Source organism: Mesorhizobium sp. M7A.F.Ca.AU.001.01.1.1, from assembly GCF_004022735.1.
Lineage (GTDB): Bacteria > Pseudomonadota > Alphaproteobacteria > Rhizobiales > Rhizobiaceae > Mesorhizobium > Mesorhizobium ciceri.
The window spans coordinates 1-20,960 of the sequence record NZ_RZPF01000016.1; the positions used below are offsets into that span (position 1 = coordinate 1).

General features: G+C 64.0%; 16 protein-coding genes and 1 pseudogene. 11 read left to right on the forward strand and 6 right to left on the reverse strand.

Going from position 1 to position 20,960, the window contains the following annotated elements; translation table 11 throughout:
* The 3 genes from EN884_RS02215 to EN884_RS02225 all read right to left on the reverse strand — a co-directional run.
* Nucleotides 1-3,121, reverse strand: a 3,121-nt coding sequence (locus EN884_RS02215; RefSeq protein WP_128360459.1) for a helicase-related protein, incomplete at its 3' end; no start/stop codon positions are given.
* A gap of 730 nt (nucleotides 3,122-3,851) precedes the next feature.
* The gene (gene phbB / locus EN884_RS02220; RefSeq protein ID WP_013529183.1) at nucleotides 3,852-4,577 is read right to left on the reverse strand and encodes an acetoacetyl-CoA reductase; all 726 of its coding nucleotides are present in this window, start codon (nucleotides 4,575-4,577) and stop codon (nucleotides 3,852-3,854) included.
* A 198-nt stretch (nucleotides 4,578-4,775) separates the two neighbouring features.
* Entirely contained in the window at nucleotides 4,776-5,954 is a 1,179-nt protein-coding gene (locus EN884_RS02225; RefSeq protein WP_024502944.1) for an acetyl-CoA C-acetyltransferase, read from the reverse strand.
* A gap of 86 nt (nucleotides 5,955-6,040) precedes the next feature.
* Here EN884_RS02225 and EN884_RS40065 point away from each other — a divergent pair, with 86 nt between their 5' ends.
* Both EN884_RS40065 and phaR read left to right on the forward strand, forming a co-directional pair.
* Entirely contained in the window at nucleotides 6,041-6,169 is a 129-nt protein-coding gene (locus EN884_RS40065; protein WP_255337222.1) for a hypothetical protein, read from the forward strand.
* 84 nt (nucleotides 6,170-6,253) lie between these two features.
* Entirely contained in the window at nucleotides 6,254-6,865 is a 612-nt protein-coding gene (phaR, locus tag EN884_RS02230; RefSeq protein ID WP_063169186.1) for a polyhydroxyalkanoate synthesis repressor PhaR, read from the forward strand.
* A gap of 21 nt (nucleotides 6,866-6,886) precedes the next feature.
* On the opposite strand, the gene EN884_RS02235 is transcribed toward phaR, so the two are convergent.
* A complete protein-coding gene (locus EN884_RS02235; RefSeq protein WP_063169185.1) occupies nucleotides 6,887-8,026 on the reverse strand; it encodes a citrate synthase in 1,140 nt (379 codons plus the stop codon).
* A gap of 92 nt (nucleotides 8,027-8,118) precedes the next feature.
* On the opposite strand from EN884_RS02235, the gene EN884_RS02240 reads away from it, so the two are divergent.
* The 3 genes from EN884_RS02240 to EN884_RS02250 all read left to right on the forward strand — a co-directional run bounded on the left by EN884_RS02240 (nucleotide 8,119) and on the right by EN884_RS02250 (nucleotide 11,357).
* A complete protein-coding gene (locus EN884_RS02240) occupies nucleotides 8,119-9,207 on the forward strand; it encodes a citrate synthase/methylcitrate synthase (RefSeq protein WP_063169184.1) in 1,089 nt (362 codons plus the stop codon).
* 178 nt (nucleotides 9,208-9,385) lie between these two features.
* Entirely contained in the window at nucleotides 9,386-10,177 is a 792-nt protein-coding gene (locus tag EN884_RS02245) for a 3-hydroxybutyrate dehydrogenase (protein WP_063169183.1), read from the forward strand.
* A gap of 49 nt (nucleotides 10,178-10,226) precedes the next feature.
* Nucleotides 10,227-11,357: a patatin-like phospholipase family protein gene (locus tag EN884_RS02250; RefSeq protein WP_027162499.1), complete on the forward strand. Its 1,131-nt coding sequence runs from the start codon at nucleotides 10,227-10,229 to the stop codon at nucleotides 11,355-11,357.
* A gap of 33 nt (nucleotides 11,358-11,390) precedes the next feature.
* Here EN884_RS02250 and EN884_RS02255 read toward each other — a convergent pair whose 3' ends face one another.
* A complete protein-coding gene (locus tag EN884_RS02255; RefSeq protein ID WP_013529190.1) occupies nucleotides 11,391-11,987 on the reverse strand; it encodes a TetR/AcrR family transcriptional regulator in 597 nt (198 codons plus the stop codon).
* Between the two features lie 123 nt (nucleotides 11,988-12,110).
* On the opposite strand from EN884_RS02255, the gene EN884_RS02260 reads away from it, so the two are divergent.
* From EN884_RS02260 to EN884_RS02285, 6 genes are all read left to right on the forward strand, one after another.
* Entirely contained in the window at nucleotides 12,111-12,572 is a 462-nt protein-coding gene (locus tag EN884_RS02260; RefSeq protein ID WP_063169182.1) for a (2Fe-2S)-binding protein, read from the forward strand.
* A 2-nt stretch (nucleotides 12,573-12,574) separates the two neighbouring features.
* Nucleotides 12,575-14,848 carry a xanthine dehydrogenase family protein molybdopterin-binding subunit gene (locus EN884_RS02265; protein ID WP_063169181.1) on the forward strand — a complete coding sequence of 758 codons (2,274 nt, stop codon included), beginning with the start codon at nucleotides 12,575-12,577 and terminating at the stop codon, nucleotides 14,846-14,848.
* Nucleotides 14,845-15,453 (forward strand): hypothetical protein, encoded by a 609-nt coding sequence (locus tag EN884_RS02270; protein ID WP_063169180.1) that lies wholly within the window; start codon nucleotides 14,845-14,847, stop codon nucleotides 15,451-15,453. Before EN884_RS02265 ends, EN884_RS02270 begins: the two co-directional genes overlap by 4 nt.
* A gap of 155 nt (nucleotides 15,454-15,608) precedes the next feature.
* Nucleotides 15,609-16,784 carry an efflux RND transporter periplasmic adaptor subunit gene (locus EN884_RS02275; RefSeq protein WP_013529194.1) on the forward strand — a complete coding sequence of 392 codons (1,176 nt, stop codon included), beginning with the start codon at nucleotides 15,609-15,611 and terminating at the stop codon, nucleotides 16,782-16,784.
* Nucleotides 16,785-16,864: 80 nt separating this feature from the next.
* Nucleotides 16,865-20,038: an efflux RND transporter permease subunit gene (locus EN884_RS02280; RefSeq protein ID WP_063169179.1), complete on the forward strand. Its 3,174-nt coding sequence runs from the start codon at nucleotides 16,865-16,867 to the stop codon at nucleotides 20,036-20,038.
* A 92-nt stretch (nucleotides 20,039-20,130) separates the two neighbouring features.
* Nucleotides 20,131-20,289, forward strand: coding sequence for a DUF3309 family protein (locus tag EN884_RS02285; protein ID WP_013529196.1), 159 nt, complete (start codon nucleotides 20,131-20,133; stop codon nucleotides 20,287-20,289).
* Nucleotides 20,290-20,346: 57 nt separating this feature from the next.
* Here the strand turns inward: EN884_RS02285 and EN884_RS02290 are convergent.
* Nucleotides 20,347-20,960 (reverse strand): annotated as a pseudogene (locus EN884_RS02290) (oxidoreductase); the annotation flags it as partial.

Sequence of the window (20,960 nt, forward strand, 5' to 3'; positions counted from 1 at the left end):
AGACAGGTCCTTCATGGGCCGGACGCTCTCCGGGTGCAGCGGCGTTCGGTGCGCCGGCGTCCGCAGGCGCATCGCTTCGGCCGCGCGCTTGTCCGTTGCGTGGGCGATTGTTCCTGCGGTTGTCGTCGCGGTTGCGCGGGCGCTGTTCGAAACGACCCTGACGCCACAACAGGATGGGTTTTGGCGCTTCGGCTTCCGGGGCGGGTTCCCCGGTGGCTGCTTCAGTCACCGTCACGGGTTCGTCCGGCGCGGCGTCCGTTGCCGGCGCGGCATTTGACACCAGCTCGGCCGGTGCAACTTCTTCTGCCGCTGCGGCTTCAGTCTCGGCAGCTTCAGCCTCTGCCTGCGGTTCAACCGGTGCCGGTTCAGCAGCAGCCTCGGCAACAGGCGCTTCGTCTTGCACGGTTTCGACCGGAGCGTCCGCCTGTTCTCCCACGGCAGGCGCAGCAGGTTCCGCCGCGGCGTCGGAGGTCATTTCGGTCGCCGTTTCCGAAACGGCCACTGCGTCCGATGCCGGCTCCGACCCTTCGACTGCTGCCTCTGCTGCGGCGTCCGCCGCCTTGGTCTGCTCGGCTCGTGCAGCCTCTTCCGCCGCAAGCTTCGCCATCGCTGCTTCGCGCGCGGCATTGTCCTGTGCTTCGAGCCGCGCCTTGACCTCGACGGCCGGCTTCGGCTCGGCACGGTAGCCGAGACCTTTGAGGATCTCTTCCATGTCGTCCGCGGTGGCGCCGAGGATCGACATCATCGGCGGCGTCACCATGAAGGACTGGCCGTCATAGGCGCCGTCCGGGCGCTGGCCGAGGCCGGGCTTCCAGTTGGTCGCCGGGCGGATCAGATCCGCCAGCCGTTCCAGGATGTCGATGCGCACGGCGCGACGGCCGAGATTGCGGTAGCCGGCAAGCTTGTAGAAGGTCTTGTCGAAGGCGGGGTCGATGACCACCGAGGTGCGACCCGAGGCGAGCGCATGGACCACGTCGCCAAAACCTGGCTTGTCCTTGCCGTCGTTCTTCAGCGCCCACAGCAGCGTCACCAGCCCGGCAGGCGCCGGCTTGATCAGCGCCGGCACGAAGACATGGTAGGCGCCGAAGCGCACGCCAAGCCGGCGAAGGGCTGCGCGGCCTTCCTGGTCGAGCGACTTCATCTCCTCGGCGATGTCGCGGCGGTTGATGAGGCCGAAATTCTCGACCAGCTGGAAGGCGATGCCACGGCCGATGCCGGAAATCTGGTCGGCGTTTTTCAAGTCGACCAGCGGCTTCAGCAGCGACTCGATCTGGAAATTGACGAAACGCTCGGCACGCGCGGCGACCTTGTCGCGCGCCGGGCCGGTCAGCTGTTCGTCGGCCAGCAGCACCAGCCGCGGCTTCAGCGCGTCTTCGCCTGATACAAGCGTGCCGATCGGCGCACCGATCCAGCGCAGCGTGCCATCCGACCCGAGCGCGATATCGCCATTGGCCGAGGCGCCGAAGCGTTCGGCGCGCGCCTCGAACTCGGCGGCCAGCGCCTTCTGGGCAGCGGTGCGCACCGCCTTGGCGTCTTCGCCGCCGGCGGTCTGGTCGGCGGTGAAGCGGAACCCTTGCAGCTCGCCGACATGGTGGCCTTCGACAAGGACGGTTCCGGTAGGACTAATTTCGGCTTCAGGCATGGTATTTTCTCTAAGGCGCCGCATGAGGACGGAAGTCCTGCGGTCTACGAAGCGTTTCGTCAACCGCTCATGCAGCGCATCCGACAATCTGTCTTCGATTTCGCGCGTCTTTTCCTGCCAGTGTGCCTGATCGGCCAGCCAGCCGGGCCGGTTCGACACGAATGTCCAGGTGCGGATCTGGGCAATGCGATGCGAGAGCGTATCAATGTCGCCCTCTGTTGTGTCGGCGCGGCGAACCTGCTCGGCCATATAATTCTCGTCGACATGGCCGTGGCGTGCGAGGTCCGTGTAGATCGAGGCAATGAGGTCGGCATGCTGGGCCGGCGCGATCCTGCGGTAGTCGGGCAGCGCGCAGGCTTCCCACAACAGCGCCACGCGCTTGGCATTGGTGGTGAGTGCGCGGATGTCCTCGTCGCGCGACAGATGCTCGAGCGCCTGTGCATCGACGGCAGGCAATGCCCGTGTCAGTCCCTCGACCGGGGCGTTGGTTTCGATCGAGCGCTTCAGCGCGTCGAGGCTGGCAAAGTCGAAATGTGCGGTGCGCCATTGCAGCACCTTCACCGGGTCGAAGTCGTGGCCTTCGATCTTCTTGATCAGATCCTCGTCCAGCGGGTCGACCTGGCCGGTGACACCGAACGTGCCGTCGCGCAGATGCCGGCCGGCGCGGCCGGCGATCTGGCCAAGCTCGGCCGCCGTCAGATTGCGGTACTGGAAGCCGTCGAACTTGCGATTCTGGGCGAAGGCGACGTGGTCGAGATCGAGGTTGAGACCCATGCCGATGGCATCGGTGGCGATGAGGTAGTCGACATCGCCGGACTGGAACAGCGCCACCTGGGCGTTGCGGGTGCGCGGCGAGAGCGCGCCGAGCACGACGGCGGCACCGCCCTGCTGGCGGCGGATCAACTCGGCGATGGCGTAGACCTCGTCGGCGGAAAAGGCGACGATCGCCGTGCGCCGCGGCAGGCGGGTCAGCTTCTTGGAGCCGGCATAGGCAAGATGCGACAGCCTCGGCCGCGTCACCACCGAGACACCCCTCAGCAGGCGCTGCAGGATACTTTGCATGGTGGCGGCGCCCAGCAGCAGCGTTTCCTGGCGGCCGCGCAGGTGCAGGATGCGATCGGTGAAGATGTGGCCGCGCTCGAGGTCGCCGGCGAGCTGCACCTCGTCGATGGCGACGAAGGCGGCGTCGGTCTCGCGCGGCATGGCCTCGACGGTGCAGACCGAATATTTGGCGCCCGGTGGCTGGATCTTTTCCTCGCCGGTAATCAGCGCAACCTTGTGGGCGCCGACCTTTTCGCAGACGCGGGCGTAGACCTCGCGCGCCAGAAGCCTGAGCGGCAGGCCGATGATTCCACTCTCATGCGCCACCATGCGCTCGATGGCGAGATGGGTCTTGCCGGTGTTGGTCGGCCCGAGCACGGCGGTCACGTCGCGGCCCGACAGGATCAGCGGCTCAGTGTGTTTGGGCTGGATGTTCATCAACCTAGAATAAGGCTTCCGGGACCTGGAGATAAGGCTTCTGGCCTCTGGTTGTCGGGAGCGTGCCTCAAATGGGCGCGTATGACAGGCGACACATAGGGATTTCGGGCGCGAAGCGAAAGCGGAATGTTCCGTCGGCAGCCAGAAGGTGGTTCCGTCAAGCTCTCAATCAGAATGCGGATTAACGGATAGAACGAGTCTGGAACGAATCGGCGACGAATCAGTGACTCCTGCAGGTTCAGCTTTTGTTCACGGCTATATGTGGATTTCGCGACCACGAGACGCACCACATGCTGAATCGCTGAACTGGCCCGTTTCGTGCTAAGAGGGCATTGCCATTAACCTTTGCCGATAAACGATCACAATGGCTTGGCGTGCCTCGACCAAGGTTATGAAATTGTTGATCTTTCTTAATCTGCGTTAAGCAATTGGCAGGGGATTCCGGCTGTCGTCGTTAACGTTCAGCTCAAAGCCGGAACGAATCGGCGACGAATCAGCGATGGCGGAATTTTCCCGTTTTGTTCACCTCAATATCTTGTGTTGTGAACAGCTTATCCACCGAGAATCCACAGGCTTGGAAGCTGGTTTCGCACAGGCCGGCCGGGCCGCTGTTAACCTCTGCGTGCCGGATTGGGTCAGCAGCCGTGCTGTCACTTCGAAGGGACCATGGCGCAAACGAAAAACGGGCCGGCGCGCCGGCCCGTCGATCTCTGCGCCTACATCGCCGTCGTCAGGCGAAATACTGGCCGCCATTGGCCGTGATGGTCGAGCCGGTGATGAAGCCGGCATCTTCGGATGCGAGGAAGACGACGCAGCGCGCGATTTCTTCGGGCTCACCGAGGCGGCCGACAGGAATCTGCGGAATGATGCGCTCGTTGAGCACCTTCTCGTCGATCGCCTTGACCATCTCGGTGGCGATATAGCCGGGACAGATGACGTTGACAGTGATGCCGGCGCGCGCCCCCTCTTGGGCGAGAGCCTTGCTGAAACCGATATCGCCGGCCTTGGCGGCGGAATAGTTGACCTGGCCGGCCTGGCCCTTCTGGCCGTTGATCGAGGAGATGGTGATGATGCGGCCGAACTTGCGGTCGCGCATCCCGCTCCACAGCGGATGCGTCATGTTGAAGACGCCGGACAGGTTGGTGTCGATGACCTCTTTCCACTGCTCACGCGTGATCTTGTGGAACATGGCGTCGCGGGTGATGCCGGCATTGTTGACCAGCACCGAGACCGGGCCGAGATCGGCCTCGACCTGCTTGATGCCGGCGGCGCAGGCATCATAGTCGGCGACCGACCATTTGTAGACCGGAATGCCGGTCTCAGCCTTGAATTTCGCCGCTGCGGCATCATTGCCGGCATAGTTCGCCGCAACCGAATAGCCGACGGTCTTCAATGCGATCGAGATCGCCGCGCCGATGCCGCGCGATCCGCCTGTGACGATTGCTACCTTGGTCATGCATTTCCCCTTTTTTGATATCGCCCTGTTGTCGGGCTTGGCAGGCACTGGATACAGAACGGGCGGCTAAAGCGCGTCGCGCTGAAGTAGGTTCAGGCGATGCGCTTCAGCTGTTTGGTTTTATGCATGTCGGTGTTCCCAAAACCGCTGCGCAGTTTTGGGCGACATGCATGCACGCCGCCCGTTTAGTGACTTTCTTCAGAGTGCTTCGACACACATGGCGACGCCCATGCCGCCGCCGATGCACAGGGTAGCGAGACCCTTCTTGGCGCCGCGCCGGCGCATTTCGAAGACCAGCGTGTTGAAGACGCGAGCGCCGGACGCACCGATCGGATGGCCGATGGCGATGGCGCCGCCATTGACGTTGACGATCGAGGGATCCCAGCCCATGTCCTTGTTGACGGCGCAGGCCTGCGCCGCAAAGGCTTCGTTGGCCTCGACCAGGTCGAGATCGCCGACCGACCAGCCGGCCTTTTCCAAGGCCTTGCGCGAGGCGGGAATGGGTCCGGTGCCCATGATCTGCGGATCGACGCCGGCGGTTGCCCAGGACACGATGCGCGCCAGCGGGGTGATGCCGCGCCTCACCGCTTCCGCTTCGCTCATCAGCAGCGCGCCGGCGGCGCCGTCATTGATGCCGGAGGCGTTGGCGGCGGTTACCGTGCCGTCCTTGTCGAAAGCCGGTTTCAGCTTGGTCATGGCGTCGATCGTGGCGCCGTGGCGGATGTATTCGTCCTGGTCAACGATGGTGTCGCCCTTCTTGCCCTTGATGGTGACGGCGACGATCTCGTCCTTGAACTTGCCGGCCTTCTGCGCGGCCTCGGCCTTGTTTTGCGAGGCGAGCGCGAACTGGTCCTGGTCTTCGCGGGTGATCTGGAACTGACGCGCGACGTTTTCGGCTGTGTTGCCCATGTGGTAACCGTTGAAGGCGTCCCACAGCCCATCCTTGATCATGGTGTCGATCAGCTTGAAGTCGCCCATCTTGACGCCGGCGCGCAGGTGCTGGGCATGCGTCGAAAGCGACATCGATTCCTGGCCTCCGGCGACGATCACCTTGGCATCGCCGATGGCGATCTGCTGCATGCCGAGCGCGATGGCGCGCAGGCCCGAGCCGCAAACCTGATTGAGGCCCCAGGCGGTGGTTTCCTTGGGCAGGCCGGCATTGATCGATGCCTGGCGGGCCGGGTTCTGGCCTTGCGCGGCGGTCAGCACCTGGCCGAGGATGACCTCGTCGACCTCGCCTGGTTCGACGCCGGCACGCGACAGCAATTCCGTGATGACGACGGCGCCGAGCTCATGCGCCGGGGTGGCGGCGAAAGCGCCGTTGAAGGAGCCGACCGGCGTGCGCGCCGCACTGGCAATGACGATGGAAGCGGACATTTTCTTCTCCAGACTTCAAGGGTGTTGCTCTGTCGTTGGGGACTTTTCTTGCCCTTTCCCAACCCCAAGTCAAACCGGAAATGGGCATGGCGCCCATGCGCCGCAAGCAGGCCATGCCTTGCCATGGCGGCCATTCGTCCATTGCTGCGCAGCATATTTTGCCTGCCATGCAGCATTTAGTGATCCCGCACTGCACAAACTGCTTGGAATTGTGAGGCTTTTGCGCATATCCTCAAAAAAGGCACAATCGTTATCGGCGGCTTACTCAGAGGCGCGCCGGTGTCCCCGGGAGGATGTAGATGGCCGCTAAAGACGATCCGATCATCATCAAGAAATACGCCAATCGCCGCCTCTACAACACCGGCACCAGCACCTATGTGACGCTCGAGGACCTCGCCGAGATGGTCAAGAAGGGCGAGGAGTTCACCGTCCAGGACGCCAAGACCGGCGACGACATCACGCATCCGGTGTTGACCCAGATCATCTTCGAACTGGAGAACAAGGACGGGCAGAACATGCTGCCGATCCCGTTCCTGCGCCAGCTCATCGCTTATTACGGTGACCAGATGCAGATGATCGTCCCGAGCTTCCTCGAACAGTCGATGCTTGCCTTTTCCAAGGAGCAGGAGCGCTTTCGCGAGCAGATGAAGGGGGCGCTCGGCAAGTCGCCGCTCGACATGATGAAGATCACCACGCCGATCAAGGCGCTGGAGGAACAGACGCGCCGCAACATGGAAATGTTCCAGAATGCGATGCGGCTGTTCACGCCGTTCCCGCCCGCTGGCTCCGCGCCAGCCGCTGCGACGTCGCCCGAGCCGGCCAGGAAGGAAACGCCTGACAAGCCCGACGATCTTCAGGAACTGAAGGACCAGATCGCGGCCATGCAGCGCAAGCTCGACACGATGTCCTGAGCGCCTGGCGTTCTTGCGGCCTTACACCAGCACGCCCTCATAGCGGCCGCGCGGCCGGATGACACTTCCGCTTGTTATCTGTTCGACCGTGTGCGCGGCCCAGCCGACGCTGCGTGCGAGCGCGAACAGGCGGAACGGTGCATCGCGCGGCAAGCCTAGGCTGCGCGTCAGCGCGGCCAGCCCAAAGTCGATGTTGGGAAGCGCGCCGGTCGCCGCAAAGGCAGCGTCGCGCAGCGACGATAGTGTGCCGTCAACCTCGATCACCGACAGCAGCGCCGCCCCGCGGGGATCGCCGTCAGGATAGAGTTGATGACCGAACCCCGGCAGCGGCCGGTCATGGCTGAGCCAGCGCCGGATCGTCGCATCGGCGCCATGCCGCGCCGCATCCTCGGCCAGTTGCATCACCGCCTCTCCGGCGCCGCCATGGCGCGGGCCTGACAGCGTCGCGAGCCCTGCCAGCAGGCAAGCGGCCAGCGGCGCGCCGGTCGAGGCTGCGACGCGCGCGGCGAAGGTCGACGCATTCAGTTCATGATCGGCAAGCAGGACAAGCGCACGGCGGATCGCATCGGCGCGGCCGGCATCCACCGACCAGTCCTGCGCAAGCCGCTGATGGACGGGATTTGACCCCGCCGGTGCGCCCAGCGCGGCGGCCAGCACGCCGACCGCGTGCGCGGCATCGGTATGCAGCGAGGCGGCGCTGCGCCCGAGCGACGGGCGCCCCTGACCGGCAAGCACGGCAAGTTGCGCAAAGGCCGAGGCTCGGCCAGCTTGATGGGGTGCGTCCGGCGACGCTGCTTCGAAAGCCACCGGTTTCGGCAGAGCCCACAGAACGGCGGCGGCTTCTTCCAGTGTGGCGTGCCCGGAGAGCACTGCGGCGTCCTGCCCGCGATAGATAAGCCGACCGCGCGAGACGGTCGAAATCGCCGTTACGATCGAGGGCTCGCCCCAGGCGATGGCGCTTTCGGCGATGACTGACGGGCTGCGGCCGCGCGCCCGGCGGGTCGCCAGTGCGGCGATATCGTCGGCGCGGTACTGGCTGCGGCGCGGATCGGCGCGGTTGGGCCGCATGCCGATGCGCCCACGGCTGACATAGGCGTACAGCGTCTGCGCCCGCACCTTGAGTCTCTCCAGCGCCTCTTCCCGGGACAACCACTCGGACATATCGAGCCCTGATATTGATTATATTGATCAAGATTGATGGAAACGTTGCCCATCTCTATCTCCGATCCGGAAATGCTTCAAGGAGACAGGCTATGGCGAATGGGCTCGATGATGTGGTGGCGGCGGAAACCGTGCTTTCCGATGTGGATGGTCTTGGCGGCCGTCTGACGATCCGAGGTCATTCGCTGCCGGAACTGGCCGGCCGTTGGAACTATGCCCAGGTGGTTAGGCTGCTGCTCGACGGCTTCTTCAACGACCTTCCCGATGATGCGCAACTGACGCGGGCGCTGGGACAGGCGCGTGCGGACGTGTTCGAACGGCTCTTGCCCTCGCTGCCTTTGCTGGCGCCGCTCGATGTCTACAGCGCCATGCGCGCCGGCATGGCGCAGCTGCCGGATGGCGAGACCTTGACCGACGCCTTGCTGCTGATCGCGGCGCCCGCCGTGCTGACGCCGGCGCTGCTGCGCCTGCGGCGCGGCGAGCAGCCGATCGCGCCGGACAGCCGCACCGATCATGCCGCCGACATGCTGAGGATGCTGGGCGGCCGCGTCGCCTCGCCGGCGCTCACAAAAGCGCTCGACACCTATCTGGTGACCGTCTGCGACCACGGCCTCAACGCATCGACCTTTGCGACGCGCGTGGTCGCCTCCACGCAGGCCGGCCTGACATCCTCTGTGCTGGCCGGGCTTGGCGCGCTCAAAGGGCCGCTGCATGGTGGCGCGCCTGGCCCCGTCATCGAGATGCTGGATGCGATCCAGGCGCATGGCGATGCCGCCGGCTGGCTGCGCAACGAGATCGCGCAGGGCAGGCGCATCATGGGGTTCGGCCATCGCATCTACCGTGTGCGCGATCCGCGCGCCGATGTGCTGAAGGCCGTCGTGCGGCAACTCGGCGGCGAGGGCGAAACCGGTCGCCGGCTGGCCTTTGCGGAGACCGTCGAGCAAACGGCGCTCGAGGTGCTTAGGATCGCCAAGCCGCAGCGTTCGCTGCAGACCAATGTCGAGTTCTACACCGCGCTGGTGCTGCAAGCGGCGGGCTTTCCGCCGCAAGCTTTCAGCAATGTCTTTGCCGCCGGGCGCGTGGCCGGCTGGATCGCGCATGCGCGTGAACAGCAGACGACTGGACGGCTGATCCGACCGCAGTCGCGCTATGTCGGGCCGGTGCCGGACCTGGTCGCCTGAGGTTCTTTCGGCGCCTGGCGAGCGACTCCGATCCGATCAGGATCCTCCTGGTGAGCGGCCGTGTGGCCGCTCATGACGAAAATTTCATCTCGTCGAAAAATTCTGGCCGCTGTTATTGCGTCGCATTGAGCATATATGCTGCACTGCAACATAAGATCGCTCTTGCCGCAACCAGAGGATTTCGACCTTGGCCGCCAGAAAACACGCAGTCATCACCGGCTCCACATCGGGCATTGGCCTGGCCATCGCCCAGGCGTTGGCGGCCGAAGGCCATAATGTCGTCGTCAACTCCTTCTCCGACACGGCTGCCGACCACGCCATCGCTGACGCGATCGCCAGACAGCACAAGGCGAAGACGGCCTATATCAAGGCCGACATGTCGAAGCCGGCCGAATGCCGGGCGCTGATCGCCAAGGCGGCCGAGACATTCGGTTCGGTCGATATTCTCGTCAACAATGCAGGCATCCAGCATGTCGCGCCGGTGGAAGAGTTCCCGATCGAGAAATGGGACGCCATCATTGCCATCAACCTGTCGTCGGCGTTCCACACCATCGCGGCCGCCATCCCGCTGATGAAAAAGGCCGGCGGCGGCCGGATCGTCAACATCGCCTCGGCGCATGGCCTGGTCGCGTCGCCGTTCAAATCGGCCTATGTCTCGGCCAAGCACGGCATCATGGGATTGACCAAAACCGTTGCGCTCGAACTGGCGCGCGAAAAAATCACCTGCAACGCCATCTGCCCCGGCTATGTGCTGACGCCGCTGGTCGAGGCGCAGATCCCCGCCCAGATGAAAGCCCATCAGATGGACCGCGAGACCGTCATCCGTGAGGTCATGCTGGACAAGCAGCCGACCAAGGAATTCGTCACGGTGGAGCAGATCGCGGCAGCGGCGGTGTTCCTGTGCTCGGACGCGGCGGCGCAGGTCAACGGCACGCAACTGTCGGTCGACGGCGGCTGGACCGCCGCGTGAGGCGCAAAACTCTCTCATCCACCCAAAGGGATAGATCAAGGACGACGCCATGACCAAGAACGGCAAGGCGGAGGAGACGAAGAAGATCAACGTAGCGCTTCAGGGCGGCGGCTCGCACGGGGCCTTTTCCTGGGGTGTGCTCGACCGGCTGCTGGAGGACGGACGGCTGGAGATATCAGCAGTGTCCGGCACCAGCGCCGGCGCCATGAACGCGGTGGCGCTGGCCGACGGATATGTGCGCGGCGGAGTCGAAGGCGCGCGGCAAAAACTTGACGATTTCTGGCGCGCGGTGGCGGCCAAGGGGCGGTTCAGCCCGGTGCAGCGCATGCCGTGGGACGTCGCCTGGGGCAACTGGTCGATCGAGAACACGCCCGGCTATCTCTTCTTCGATACCATGTCGCGGGTGTTCTCGCCCTATGTCGCCAACCCACTCGGCCTCAATCCGCTGCGCGACGTGGTGCAGCAGGAGATCGATTTCGAGAACGTCCGCGCCTGCAAGTCGATGGAACTGTTCATCTCGGCGACCAATGTCGAGACCGGACAGTTGCGCGTCTTTTCCGACGGGGAGATCGACCTCGATACGGTGATGGCCTCGGCCTGCCTGCCGCAATTGTTCCGCGCCGTCGAGATCAAGGGCGTGCCCTATTGGGATGGCGGCTATGGCGGCAATCCGGCGCTTTATCCGTTCTTCAAGACGGCTGCGACCGAGGACGTGCTTCTGGTGCAGATCAATCCGGTGGTGCGCGAGGGAACACCAAGAAGCGCCAACGAGATCCAGAACCGCATCGACGAGATCACCTTCAACGCCGGGCTGCTGCGCGAATTCCGCTCGATTGCCTTCGTCAAGGAGCTGATCGCCGCCGGCCGTCTGCCACATGGCGAGTACCGCGACATCCGCATGCACCGCATCGATGCCGACGAGGCGTTCAAGGACCTGTCGGCGTCCTCGAAGGTCAACGCCGAATGGGCGTTTCTGACCTACCTCAGAGATCTCGGCCGCACCGCCGCCAGCGACTGGCTGGAAGAGAATTACGACGCCGTCGGCAAGCGACCGACGCTCGATCTCTCCGGCGAACTGGATGACGGCTTCAAGCCGGTACGCGGTCCGGCACCCGGCCGGCGGGTCAAGGAATTTCTTGCGGCCCGCAAGAACCCGGAGGCAGAGCGCCGGCGCGCCTGAGCGACCAATCGATGTGCATCGATTGGTCCGCAATCATGCTTTCAAGGTCAGGTCGATCACCCTGATCAGGGCAGCGGCTGCCTGCCGCTGCCCTTCCGGATCTCTGATCCGCGCCTTCATGCCTTCCAGCCCGTCGAGCAGCATGTCGGCAAGCAGTTGCGCCGACAGGCCCCTGGCCGCCAGATCGACGCCGTTCCTGGCTGCCTCGCCCTCTATCGCGGCGCCGATGTGTTGGCCAAGCCCGCCGCGCCAGCAGCCCACCAGATCGCCAAGGCTCGATTTCATGTCCAGCAATTCGGCGCCGTGCGGCGAGGCAACGACCGCGCTCATCATCGAGATAAAGGCCTCATCGATGGCTCGCATCATGCGCTCGGTGAAAGGGCCGTCGCCGGATAGGGCAAACCTTGCCGCCTCGACCGAGCGCGACAGGATCATCATGGCGATGGCGCGGAAAATGTCGGTCTTGTTCTTGAACAGGAGATAGAGCGCCGGGCGCGACATGTCGGCGGCACGGGCAATGTCGTCCATGGTGGTGCGCGAGAAGCCATAGGCCAAAAACACCTTCATCGCGCCATCCAGAATACGGACGCGTTTGGGATCGGCGGTGGCGGTGTCTTCGATCTGGTTCATAGAGCAATTCTATCCTGCAAAATCCTAATTGACAAAATGACGAAATTTGTCAATCTGTATCGGAGCGAAACGGCCGGGAGGCCGCTTCGCCCTTGGCAGTGGACGACAACAAAGGGTATCCCCATGCGCCTCACCGTCGACGGTCAGTCATTCGATATCGACGCCGATCCGGACATGCCGCTGCTGTGGGCACTGCGCGATCTCATTGGCAAGACCGGGCCAAAGTTTGGCTGCGGCATCGCCGCCTGCGGCGCCTGCACTGTACATGTCGACGGTCAGCCGGTGCGTTCCTGTTCGTTTCCCGTCGGCGAGGTCGGCGGCGCCGTCACCACCATTGAAGGCATCGGCACGGCAGGCGGACTGCATCCGGTGCAGCAGGCATGGCTGGAGGAACAGGTCGCGCAATGCGGCTACTGCCAGGCCGGCCAGATCATGAGCGCGGTGGCGCTGCTCGATGAAGTCGCCGACCCGAGCGATGCCGACATCGACAACGCCATGGGCGGCAATCTCTGCCGCTGCGGCACCTATCCCAAAATCCGCTCGGCCATCAAAAAGGCCGCGGCGCTCAAGACGGCGGGGCTCTGACCATGGCCAGTGTCGGAAAGATCGCCCGCCGCACGTTTCTGATTGGCGCTGCCGCTGTCGCTGGCGGCGTTGCCGTCGGCTATTACTACTATCGCAAGCCGTTCCCGAACCCGCTCGAGGCCGAGCTTGGCAAGGGCGAGGCGACGTTCAACCCTTATGTGAAAATCGGCGCCGACAACACCATCACCATCGTCGCGCCGCGCGCCGAGATGGGGCAAGGCATCTCGACGACGCTTGCGGCCATGGTCGCAGAGGAACTCGACGTCGGGCTCGACCGGGTCATGGTCGAGCATGGACCGGCATCCCATGCCTATTACAACGCCGCGATCCTCGAGGAGGGCGGTCCGTTCGCCTTCTTCGATGAAAGCCTGACCGCGCAGGCGGTGCGTTCCGGTCTCGGTGTGGTCGGCAAATTCCTTGCCCTGCAGGGCACCGGCGGTTCGGCTTCGACACGCGACGGTTTTGACAAGATGCGGCAAGCGGGTGCCGCTGCCCGGCAGATGCTGGTCGCAGCGGCAGCGCAAAAACTGGGTGTCGCGGCGGCCGATCTGGAAACGGCCGACGGTTCGATCCTGCACAAGGCGTCGGGCAAATCGCTGACCTACGGCGCGGTCGCCGCGGCTGCCGCCGCGATGGCGCGGCCGGCCGAAGTCAGGCTCAAGGACCGGGCCGACTGGAAGCTGCTGGGAAAGCCGCAGAAGCGCATCGACATGCTGGCAAAGCTCACCGGGGCGCCGATCTTCGGCATCGATGTCCGGCTGCCGGAGATGGTCTACGGCACGGTCAAGATGAGCCCGCGCTTCTGGTCGAAGCCGGTCAAGGCGGACCTCTCCAAAGCCGAGAAAATGCCTGGGGTGATCAAGATCGTGCTGCTCGAGACGAATTACGGCCATGGCTTCGGTATCATCGCGAATAATACATGGGCAGCATTCAAGGCGGCCGAGGCGATCGACGCCCAGTGGTCCGATCCTGAATATCCGCTCAGCAGCGCCGCCATTTCAGATGTGCTGAAGCAGGCGCTTGCCACCAAGGGGTCGGTGATGCGCGACAATGGCGATGTCGAAACCGCCTTTGCCGACGCGCCGCGCGAAAGCATCATCGAGGCAGACTATGCCGTGCCCTATCTGGCGCATGCGACGATGGAGCCGATGAACGCCACGGCACAGTTCAGGGACGGTGCGCTCGACATCTGGTGCGGCAACCAGGCGCCGACCCTGGTGCGGCAGCTTTGCGCCAACGCGGTCGGCATCGAGCAGGACAAGATCAATGTGCACACCACCTTCATGGGCGGCGGTTTCGGCCGGCGCGTCGAGATGGACTACGCGCTGTGTGCCGCGCTGATGGCGAAGGAGACGGGCGGACGCCCGATCAAGGTGACGTGGACGCGTGAAGAAGACATGCGGCACGACGCCTATCGGCCGGCTGCTATCGGCAAGTTCCAGGCGCGGCTCGGTGACGATGGCATGCCGATCGCGGTCGACATGAAGATGGCCTCGCCATCGGTGATTGCCGGTACGCTGCGCCGGCTGTTCCCCTCGGTATCGCCGCTCGGTCCCGACAAGACCATTGTCGATGGCGCCTATGACCAGCCCTACACGATCCCGAATTATCGGGTCAGGGGTATCGCGGCGCCGGTCTCCATCCCTGTCGGCTCCTGGCGTTCGGTCGGCAGTTCGGTCAACGGCTTCTTCCATGAGGGCTTCATGGACGAGATCGCGGTCGCCGGAAAAATCGATCCGGTCGAGATGCGCAAGAGACTGATGGCCGCCTATCCCTCGGCGGTGAAGGTGGTCGAGAAAGTCGCCGCGATGGCGAAATGGGGCGAGGCGCTGCCCGCCGGCAAGGCCAAGGGCATGGCCTTCACGCTGTCCTTCGGCAGTTGGGTCGGCGAGATCGTTCAGGTGGCGGACACGCCGGCCGGCATCCGCATCGAGAAGGTGTGGATCGCCGCCGATGTCGGCACCGCGCTCGATCCCGGCATCATCGAGGCGCAGTTGATTTCCGCCGCCATCTACGGCCTTTCGGCGGCGATGGGTCAGGAAATCACCTTCGCCGACGGCATGGTCGAACAGTCGAACTTCCACGATTTCGATGCCATGCGGATCTTCCAGTGCCCGGTCTTCGAAGTCGCCATCCTGGAAAATTTCCACAAGATGGGCGGCGTCGGCGAGATCGGCACACCGCCGGCGGCTCCAGCACTCGCCAACGCCATCTTCGCGCTCACCGGAAAGCGCATCCGCACGCTGCCGCTGTCGAAAACGGTGGCCTTCGCATGAAGAAGCTCCTCATCATGCTGACGCCTGCTGCCATGCTCGTGCTCGCAGCGCCGTTTGCGATTGCGCAAGAGAGCCAGACGCCGGCGCCGGCGACCGTCGACGCGGCGAAAGGCCTGCCCGAATGGGACAAGGTCTATGCGGTGTTCTCGCATCCGCGCTGCGCCGACTGTCATGTCGCGGACGACCGGCCGCGATGGTCGGGTGCGCACTATCGCGGTACGCGCGTTCACGCCTTCAATGTCCAGCGCGGTGCTGACGGGTCGGGCTTCGGCAATCCGGGCCTGCGCTGCACGACTTGCCATTTCTCCAGCAATTCCAAGGCATTGCACGGGCCGCCCGGGGCCGAGAACTGGCATTTGGCGCCGGCCGAGATGGCCTGGTTCGGCAAATCCTCGGCCGAAATCTGCGCCCAGATCAGGGATCCCCTGCGCAATGGCAACCGCAGCTTGAAGGACATCGCGCTGCATGTTCGCGACGACAGATTGGTCGCCTGGGGCTGGGCGCCGGGGCCGGATCGTGAACCGGCTCCGGGCTCTGCCGAAGCGACCTATCAAGCGATCGAAGACTGGGCCGCGGCGGGCGCATCTTGTCCGCCGGGGCAATGATCTTGCAACTTTCAGACTATATTGCGGTGCAACTTTGATGTAGAAGCGCGCTTCGCCGATCACGGCAAATTGAACACGGCTTGGCGCGCACCCATATCGGCGACGCGCCCGCGTTATGAGGACGCTGGCCGAACCCGCAGTGGAAAACAACGACGATGCCGAGAATCAGGTTTCACAAGCTTGCAGCCATTGTTGTGCTCATTGGTTTCGCGGCGTGGATGGCGACAGGCGAGTTTTCGTCGGTCGGCAGCGTAGCCGCCAACAAAGCCAAGGCAGCCGGAGCCGAACAGGCCAAGGCGCCGGACGCGGCCAAGCCGAAGACGGCTGAAGCCGAGCCGAAGGCACCGCTGCGCACCGTTGCGGTGGTGACGCCGCCACGCAAGACCTATGCACGCGCCATCCGCATTTCCGGGCTGACCGAAGCCGACAAGCGGGCGGTGCTGGCGACGCGCGTCGCCGGTGTCATCGACAAGCTGCCTGTCAAGCAAGGCGATCACGTCAAGACGGGGGATCTGGTACTGATGCTTGCGGCGGAAGAAAAGATCTCGATGGTCGACAATGCAAAGCAGTTGGTGGTGCAGCGCCAGGCCGAGTTGGACGCAGCCTTGCGGCTGATGAAGACCGGCAATCTGCCGAAGCTGCAGCTCGACACCGCGCGCTCGAACCTGACCTCGGCGCAGTCGCAACTGGAAACGGCACAGGCCGAACTCGACCGCAACGAGGTGAAGGCGCCCTTCGACGGCGTTATCGACCGGGTGCCGGTGGAACTTGGCAGTTCCATCATGCAGGGCGGCGAGGTGGCAACCATCCTCAAGCTCGATCCGGTGATTGCCCGCGGCGAAGTCAGCGAGCGCGATCTCGGCTACCTGAAACTCGGGGACAAGGCCACCATACGGCTGGTCAGCGGCCAGACTGTCGAAGGCACCGTGCGCTACATCAGCCGCGACGCCTCTTCGGCGACCCGCACCTTCCGCGTCGAGGTTGCCGTCCCCAATGCCGACGGCTCCGTGCCGGCCGGCATGACGGCGGAAATCGCACTCAGCGCGTTGCCGACCGATGCGGTGCTGCTGCCGCGCTCGGTGGTGACGCTCGGCGACAAGGGCGACCTCGGCATCCGTGCCGTCGGCAAGGACAACAAGGTTGCGTTCTTCCCCATCGACCTCGTCGACGACACGCCGACCGGCCTGGTGCTTGGCGGCATCCCTGCCGATGCGCGCATCATCGTTGCCGGCCAGGAACTGGTGAAGGAAGGCGATGAGGTCAAGCCGGTCGAAGCCGACCAGGCAACCATCCAGAAACTGCTGGGCGAAGCGACCGCCGGCACGCAGTAGCATGGGGTACGGCGGACAGACCCCGGGCGGGGACACTTGGCTGCGACGCAGCTCGTGAAATTCAAGAACAGGCGTTAGCCATGGATATCGTCAGACTCGCAATCAACAATGCCCGCCTGACCATTTCGGTCCTCGTCTTCCTTCTGCTCGCCGGCTGGGTCGCCTATCAGTCGACGCCGAAGGAAGCCGAGCCCGACGTTCCGATTCCGATGATGTATATCAGCCTGATCTATCAGGGCATTTCGCCTGAGGATTCGGAGCGCCTTCTGCTGCGGCCGATGGAAAGCAAGCTGAAGAGCCTGAAAGGCCTCAAGGAAATGCGCTCGGCCGCCTTCCAGGGCGGCGGCTATGTGCTGGTCGAGTTCCAGCCGCAGACAAATCTGGCGACGGCCTTGCAGGACACGCGCTCCAAGGTGCAGGACGGCAAGGCCGACCTGCCGCAGGCGGCCGAAGAGCCGGTCGTTACCGAAGTCAACATCTCCGAATTCCCCGTCCTCGTCGTCACCCTGTCGGGCGAATTGCCCGAACGCGTGCTGACCGCCGCCGCGCGCGAACTGCGCGACCGTATCGAGGAAGTGCCAGGCGTCCTGGAGGGCTCGTTGCAGGGTTCGCGCGACGATCTTGTCGAAGTCGTCATCGATCCGATGAAACTGTCGTCCTACGGGTTGCAACTCGATCAGCTGATCGGCGCTGTCGGGGCCTCCAACAGTCTGGTCGCCGCCGGCAATATCGAAGGCTCGGAAGGCAAATACGCCGTCAAGGTGCCGTCACTGATCGAGACGCCCGAGGACGTGGCGGCCTTGCCCGTGGTCGCCGGCCCCAATGCCGTGGTGCAGGCCAAGGACATCGCGACGATCCGCTCGACCTTCGCCGATGCCACGACGATCACGCGCCTCAATGGCAAGCCGGCCATCGCCATCGAAGTCAAGAAGCGCATCGGCGCCAATCTGATCGACACGCTCGCCAAGGTGAGGGAGGTGTCCGACGCCTACGTCAAGACGATGCCGCAAGGCATGAACGTCACCTACACGCAGGACAAGTCGGTCTTCGTCAACCAGTTGCTCGGCGATCTGCAGAACCACGTCATGATCGCCGTCATCCTGGTGTTCATCGTCATCCTCTACGCGCTGTCGGGTCGTGCCTCGCTGCTGATCGGCCTGGCCATTCCGTCGTCTTTCCTGATCGGCATCCTGCTGCTGGCGATGATGGGCTACACGATCAACATGATCGTGCTGTTCAGCCTGATCCTGGCTGTCGGCATGCTGGTCGACGATGCCATCATCGTCACCGAGTTCGCCGAACGGCGGATGAGCGAAGGCATGCCGAAGGCGGAAGCCTTCGCATTGGCCGCCAAGCGCATGGCCGGTCCGGTCATTGCCGCGACGATGACGCGCATAGCCGCCTTCTCGCCACTGCTGTTCTGGCCGGGCATCATCGGCGACTTCATGAAGTACATGCCGATCACCCTGATCGTCACGCTATCGGCCTCGATGCTCTATGCGCTGGTGTTCGCGCCGACGCTGGGGGCGATCTTCGCCAAGGCGCCGGAGCATCATGAGGATGATAATCGCGACGGCTGGTACATGGCGATCGTCAAGCAGGCGGTGCGGTTTCCGATTACGGTGGTTTTGCTGACGGTCGCTCTGCTGTTCGGCGTCGGCTTTGCCTATTCGAAATATGGCGCCGGTGTCGAATTCTTCCCCAGTGTCGAGCCCGACTACGGCCTGCTCTACGTGCACGCGCGCGGCAACCTTTCGCTGGCCGAAATGGATACGGCGACCAAGATTGCCGAAAACAGGATGCTCGGCTGGCCCGGCATCAAGTCGGTCTACACCCGCGTCGGCAAGACACAAGGCGGCGGCCAGGATGTCCCTGAAGACGTCGTCGGCGTCATCCAGTACGAATTCATAGATTGGCGCGAGCGCAAGTCGGCGAACCAGATCCTGAACGATTTGCGCGGCGTCATGGCCGGCATTCCCGGCGTCGATGTCGAGGTGCGCGTGCCGGAGGCCGGTCCGCCGACCGGCAAGCCGATCCAGATCAGGCTTTCGGCCGTCGACCCCAAGGGGCTCGACGACAAAGCGCGCGCGGTTGCGGCACGCATCGGCAAGGTGCCTGGCGTCATCGACATTTCCGACGGCCTCCCGCCACCCGGCGTCGACTGGGCGCTCGAGGTCGACCGTGCCAAGGCAGCGCAATATGGCATCAGCCCAACCGCTGTCGGCACAGTGGTGCAACTGGTGACCAACGGGCTGAAGCTTTCGGAATACCGGCCTGCCGGCGCCGACGACGCCGTCGACATCAGGCTGCGTCTGCCGGAAGACCGGCGCACGCTGTCGACGCTCGACGAGCTCAGGGTGCAGACCTCGCAAGGCTCGGTGCCGATCTCGAATTTCGTCGTGCGCAAGCCGGAGCCGACGGTCGGTATCCTCAACCGTATCGACGGCGCGCGCACGGTGGTCGTCCAGGCAAACGTTGCCGCAGGCGCCCAGGTCGCGGCCGTGCAGGCGGAGGTCACCAAGGCCGTCTCCGGGATGGATCTCGGCAGCGGCATACGTTGGAAGCTGGCCGGCTCGAACGAAGACAGCGCCGAGGCCAGCGCCTTCCTTGGCAAGGCGTTCGGGGCGGCGATCTTCCTGATCTTCCTGGTGCTGCTGATGCAGTTCAACAAATTCACCAGCGTGCTGATGGTGCTGTCCTGCGTGGTCATGGCGACGGTTGGCGTGTTCCTGGGGCTGCTGATCACAGGCGAGACCTTCGGCATCGTCATGTCGGGCATTGGCGTCATCGCTCTGGCCGGCGTGGTGGTGAACAACAACATCGTGCTGATCGACACCTATGACCGGCTGCGCGAAGAAGGCTGGGACAAGATGGACGCGGTGCTGCAGACCTGCCGCGAGCGCGCCCGGCCGGTGGTGCTGACGGCGGTGTCGGCGATCCTCGGCGTGTTGCCGATCGCCTTCGGCCTTGGGCTGGAAATCTTCCATCACGAGACGACGATCAACGCGCCGTCGACGCAATGGTGGATTTCGCTGTCCTCGGCGATCGTCTTCGGCCTGTCCTTCGCCACCTTGCTGACGCTGGTGGTGACGCCGTCGATGCTGATGATTTTCACGCGCAGCAAGAACAGCCGCTTCTATGCGTTTTTCCGCCGGCTGTTCCGGCGCGGCAAGGGAACGGTTTCGCCGACCGACAGGCCTGGCCAGGAAGCAGGCGACGAACCGGAAATCGCCTTTCCGAAAGCCGCCGAATAGACCCCATCGCCGATTTGACCGCAGAGGCCGCCCGGAACAACCGGGCGGCCTCTGCATTGTCTCTGAGCGAAACGTCGAAGCGAGGGCTTCTCATGCCGATCACCACCATCGTCATCATCGTCCTGATCCTTGTCCTCATCGGCGCGGTGCCGGCCTGGCCGCATTCGCGCTCCTGGGGTTATGGGCCGTCGGGTATTGTCGGCGTCGTGCTGGTGGTGCTCATGGTGTTGCTGTTGATGGGACGGCTCTGAGGCGCCCTCTCGTGGATTGTTCAGTGTGCAGAGGGGCGGCGCCCATGATCGCGGGAGTCAGGCAGCTTTCGCAACGCCATTCACGGTGGCAATGCCGATATCGCCAAGAGCTTCAGCAACCGCCTGATCCAACGGCGTGTGCGGGATCTCGCCGACGATGCCTTCCAGCCGTATCGAAGCCAGCTGATGCGGCTCGAAGCGCAGGTAGGACATGGAGACGATCTCGCGCCACATCGCCACGAACGGGCTGCCAGCGCGCAGCACCCACCAGGGCATCGAAGTCATCTTGAGCGGACGACCAATAGCCTTCTCGGCAGCGGCCTTGATCTGCAGATCGGTGACCGCGTGGCCCGGAAAGTTCAGCGCTTCATAGAAGCCGAGCTTGTCCAGATTGCGCGCCAGCGCGACGAAACCCACAGCGAAGTCAGGCAGATAGGCCCATTCATGCACGAGCTCGACCGGGCCAGGCGCGGTGTAGATACCTTTGTTGATCTTGGCGGCAACGATCAGGTCGAACCATGATCCGCTGCCGGTGCCGCCGAAGAAATCGCCGGCCCGCAGAAGAATGGTGCGGACGCGGCTCGCGTCGGCCTCGCGACGAAACAACTCCTCCATGGCGCAGCGGATGCGGCCCTTTTGCGTGCTCGGGTGGAAGGGTGTGTCTTCCGATA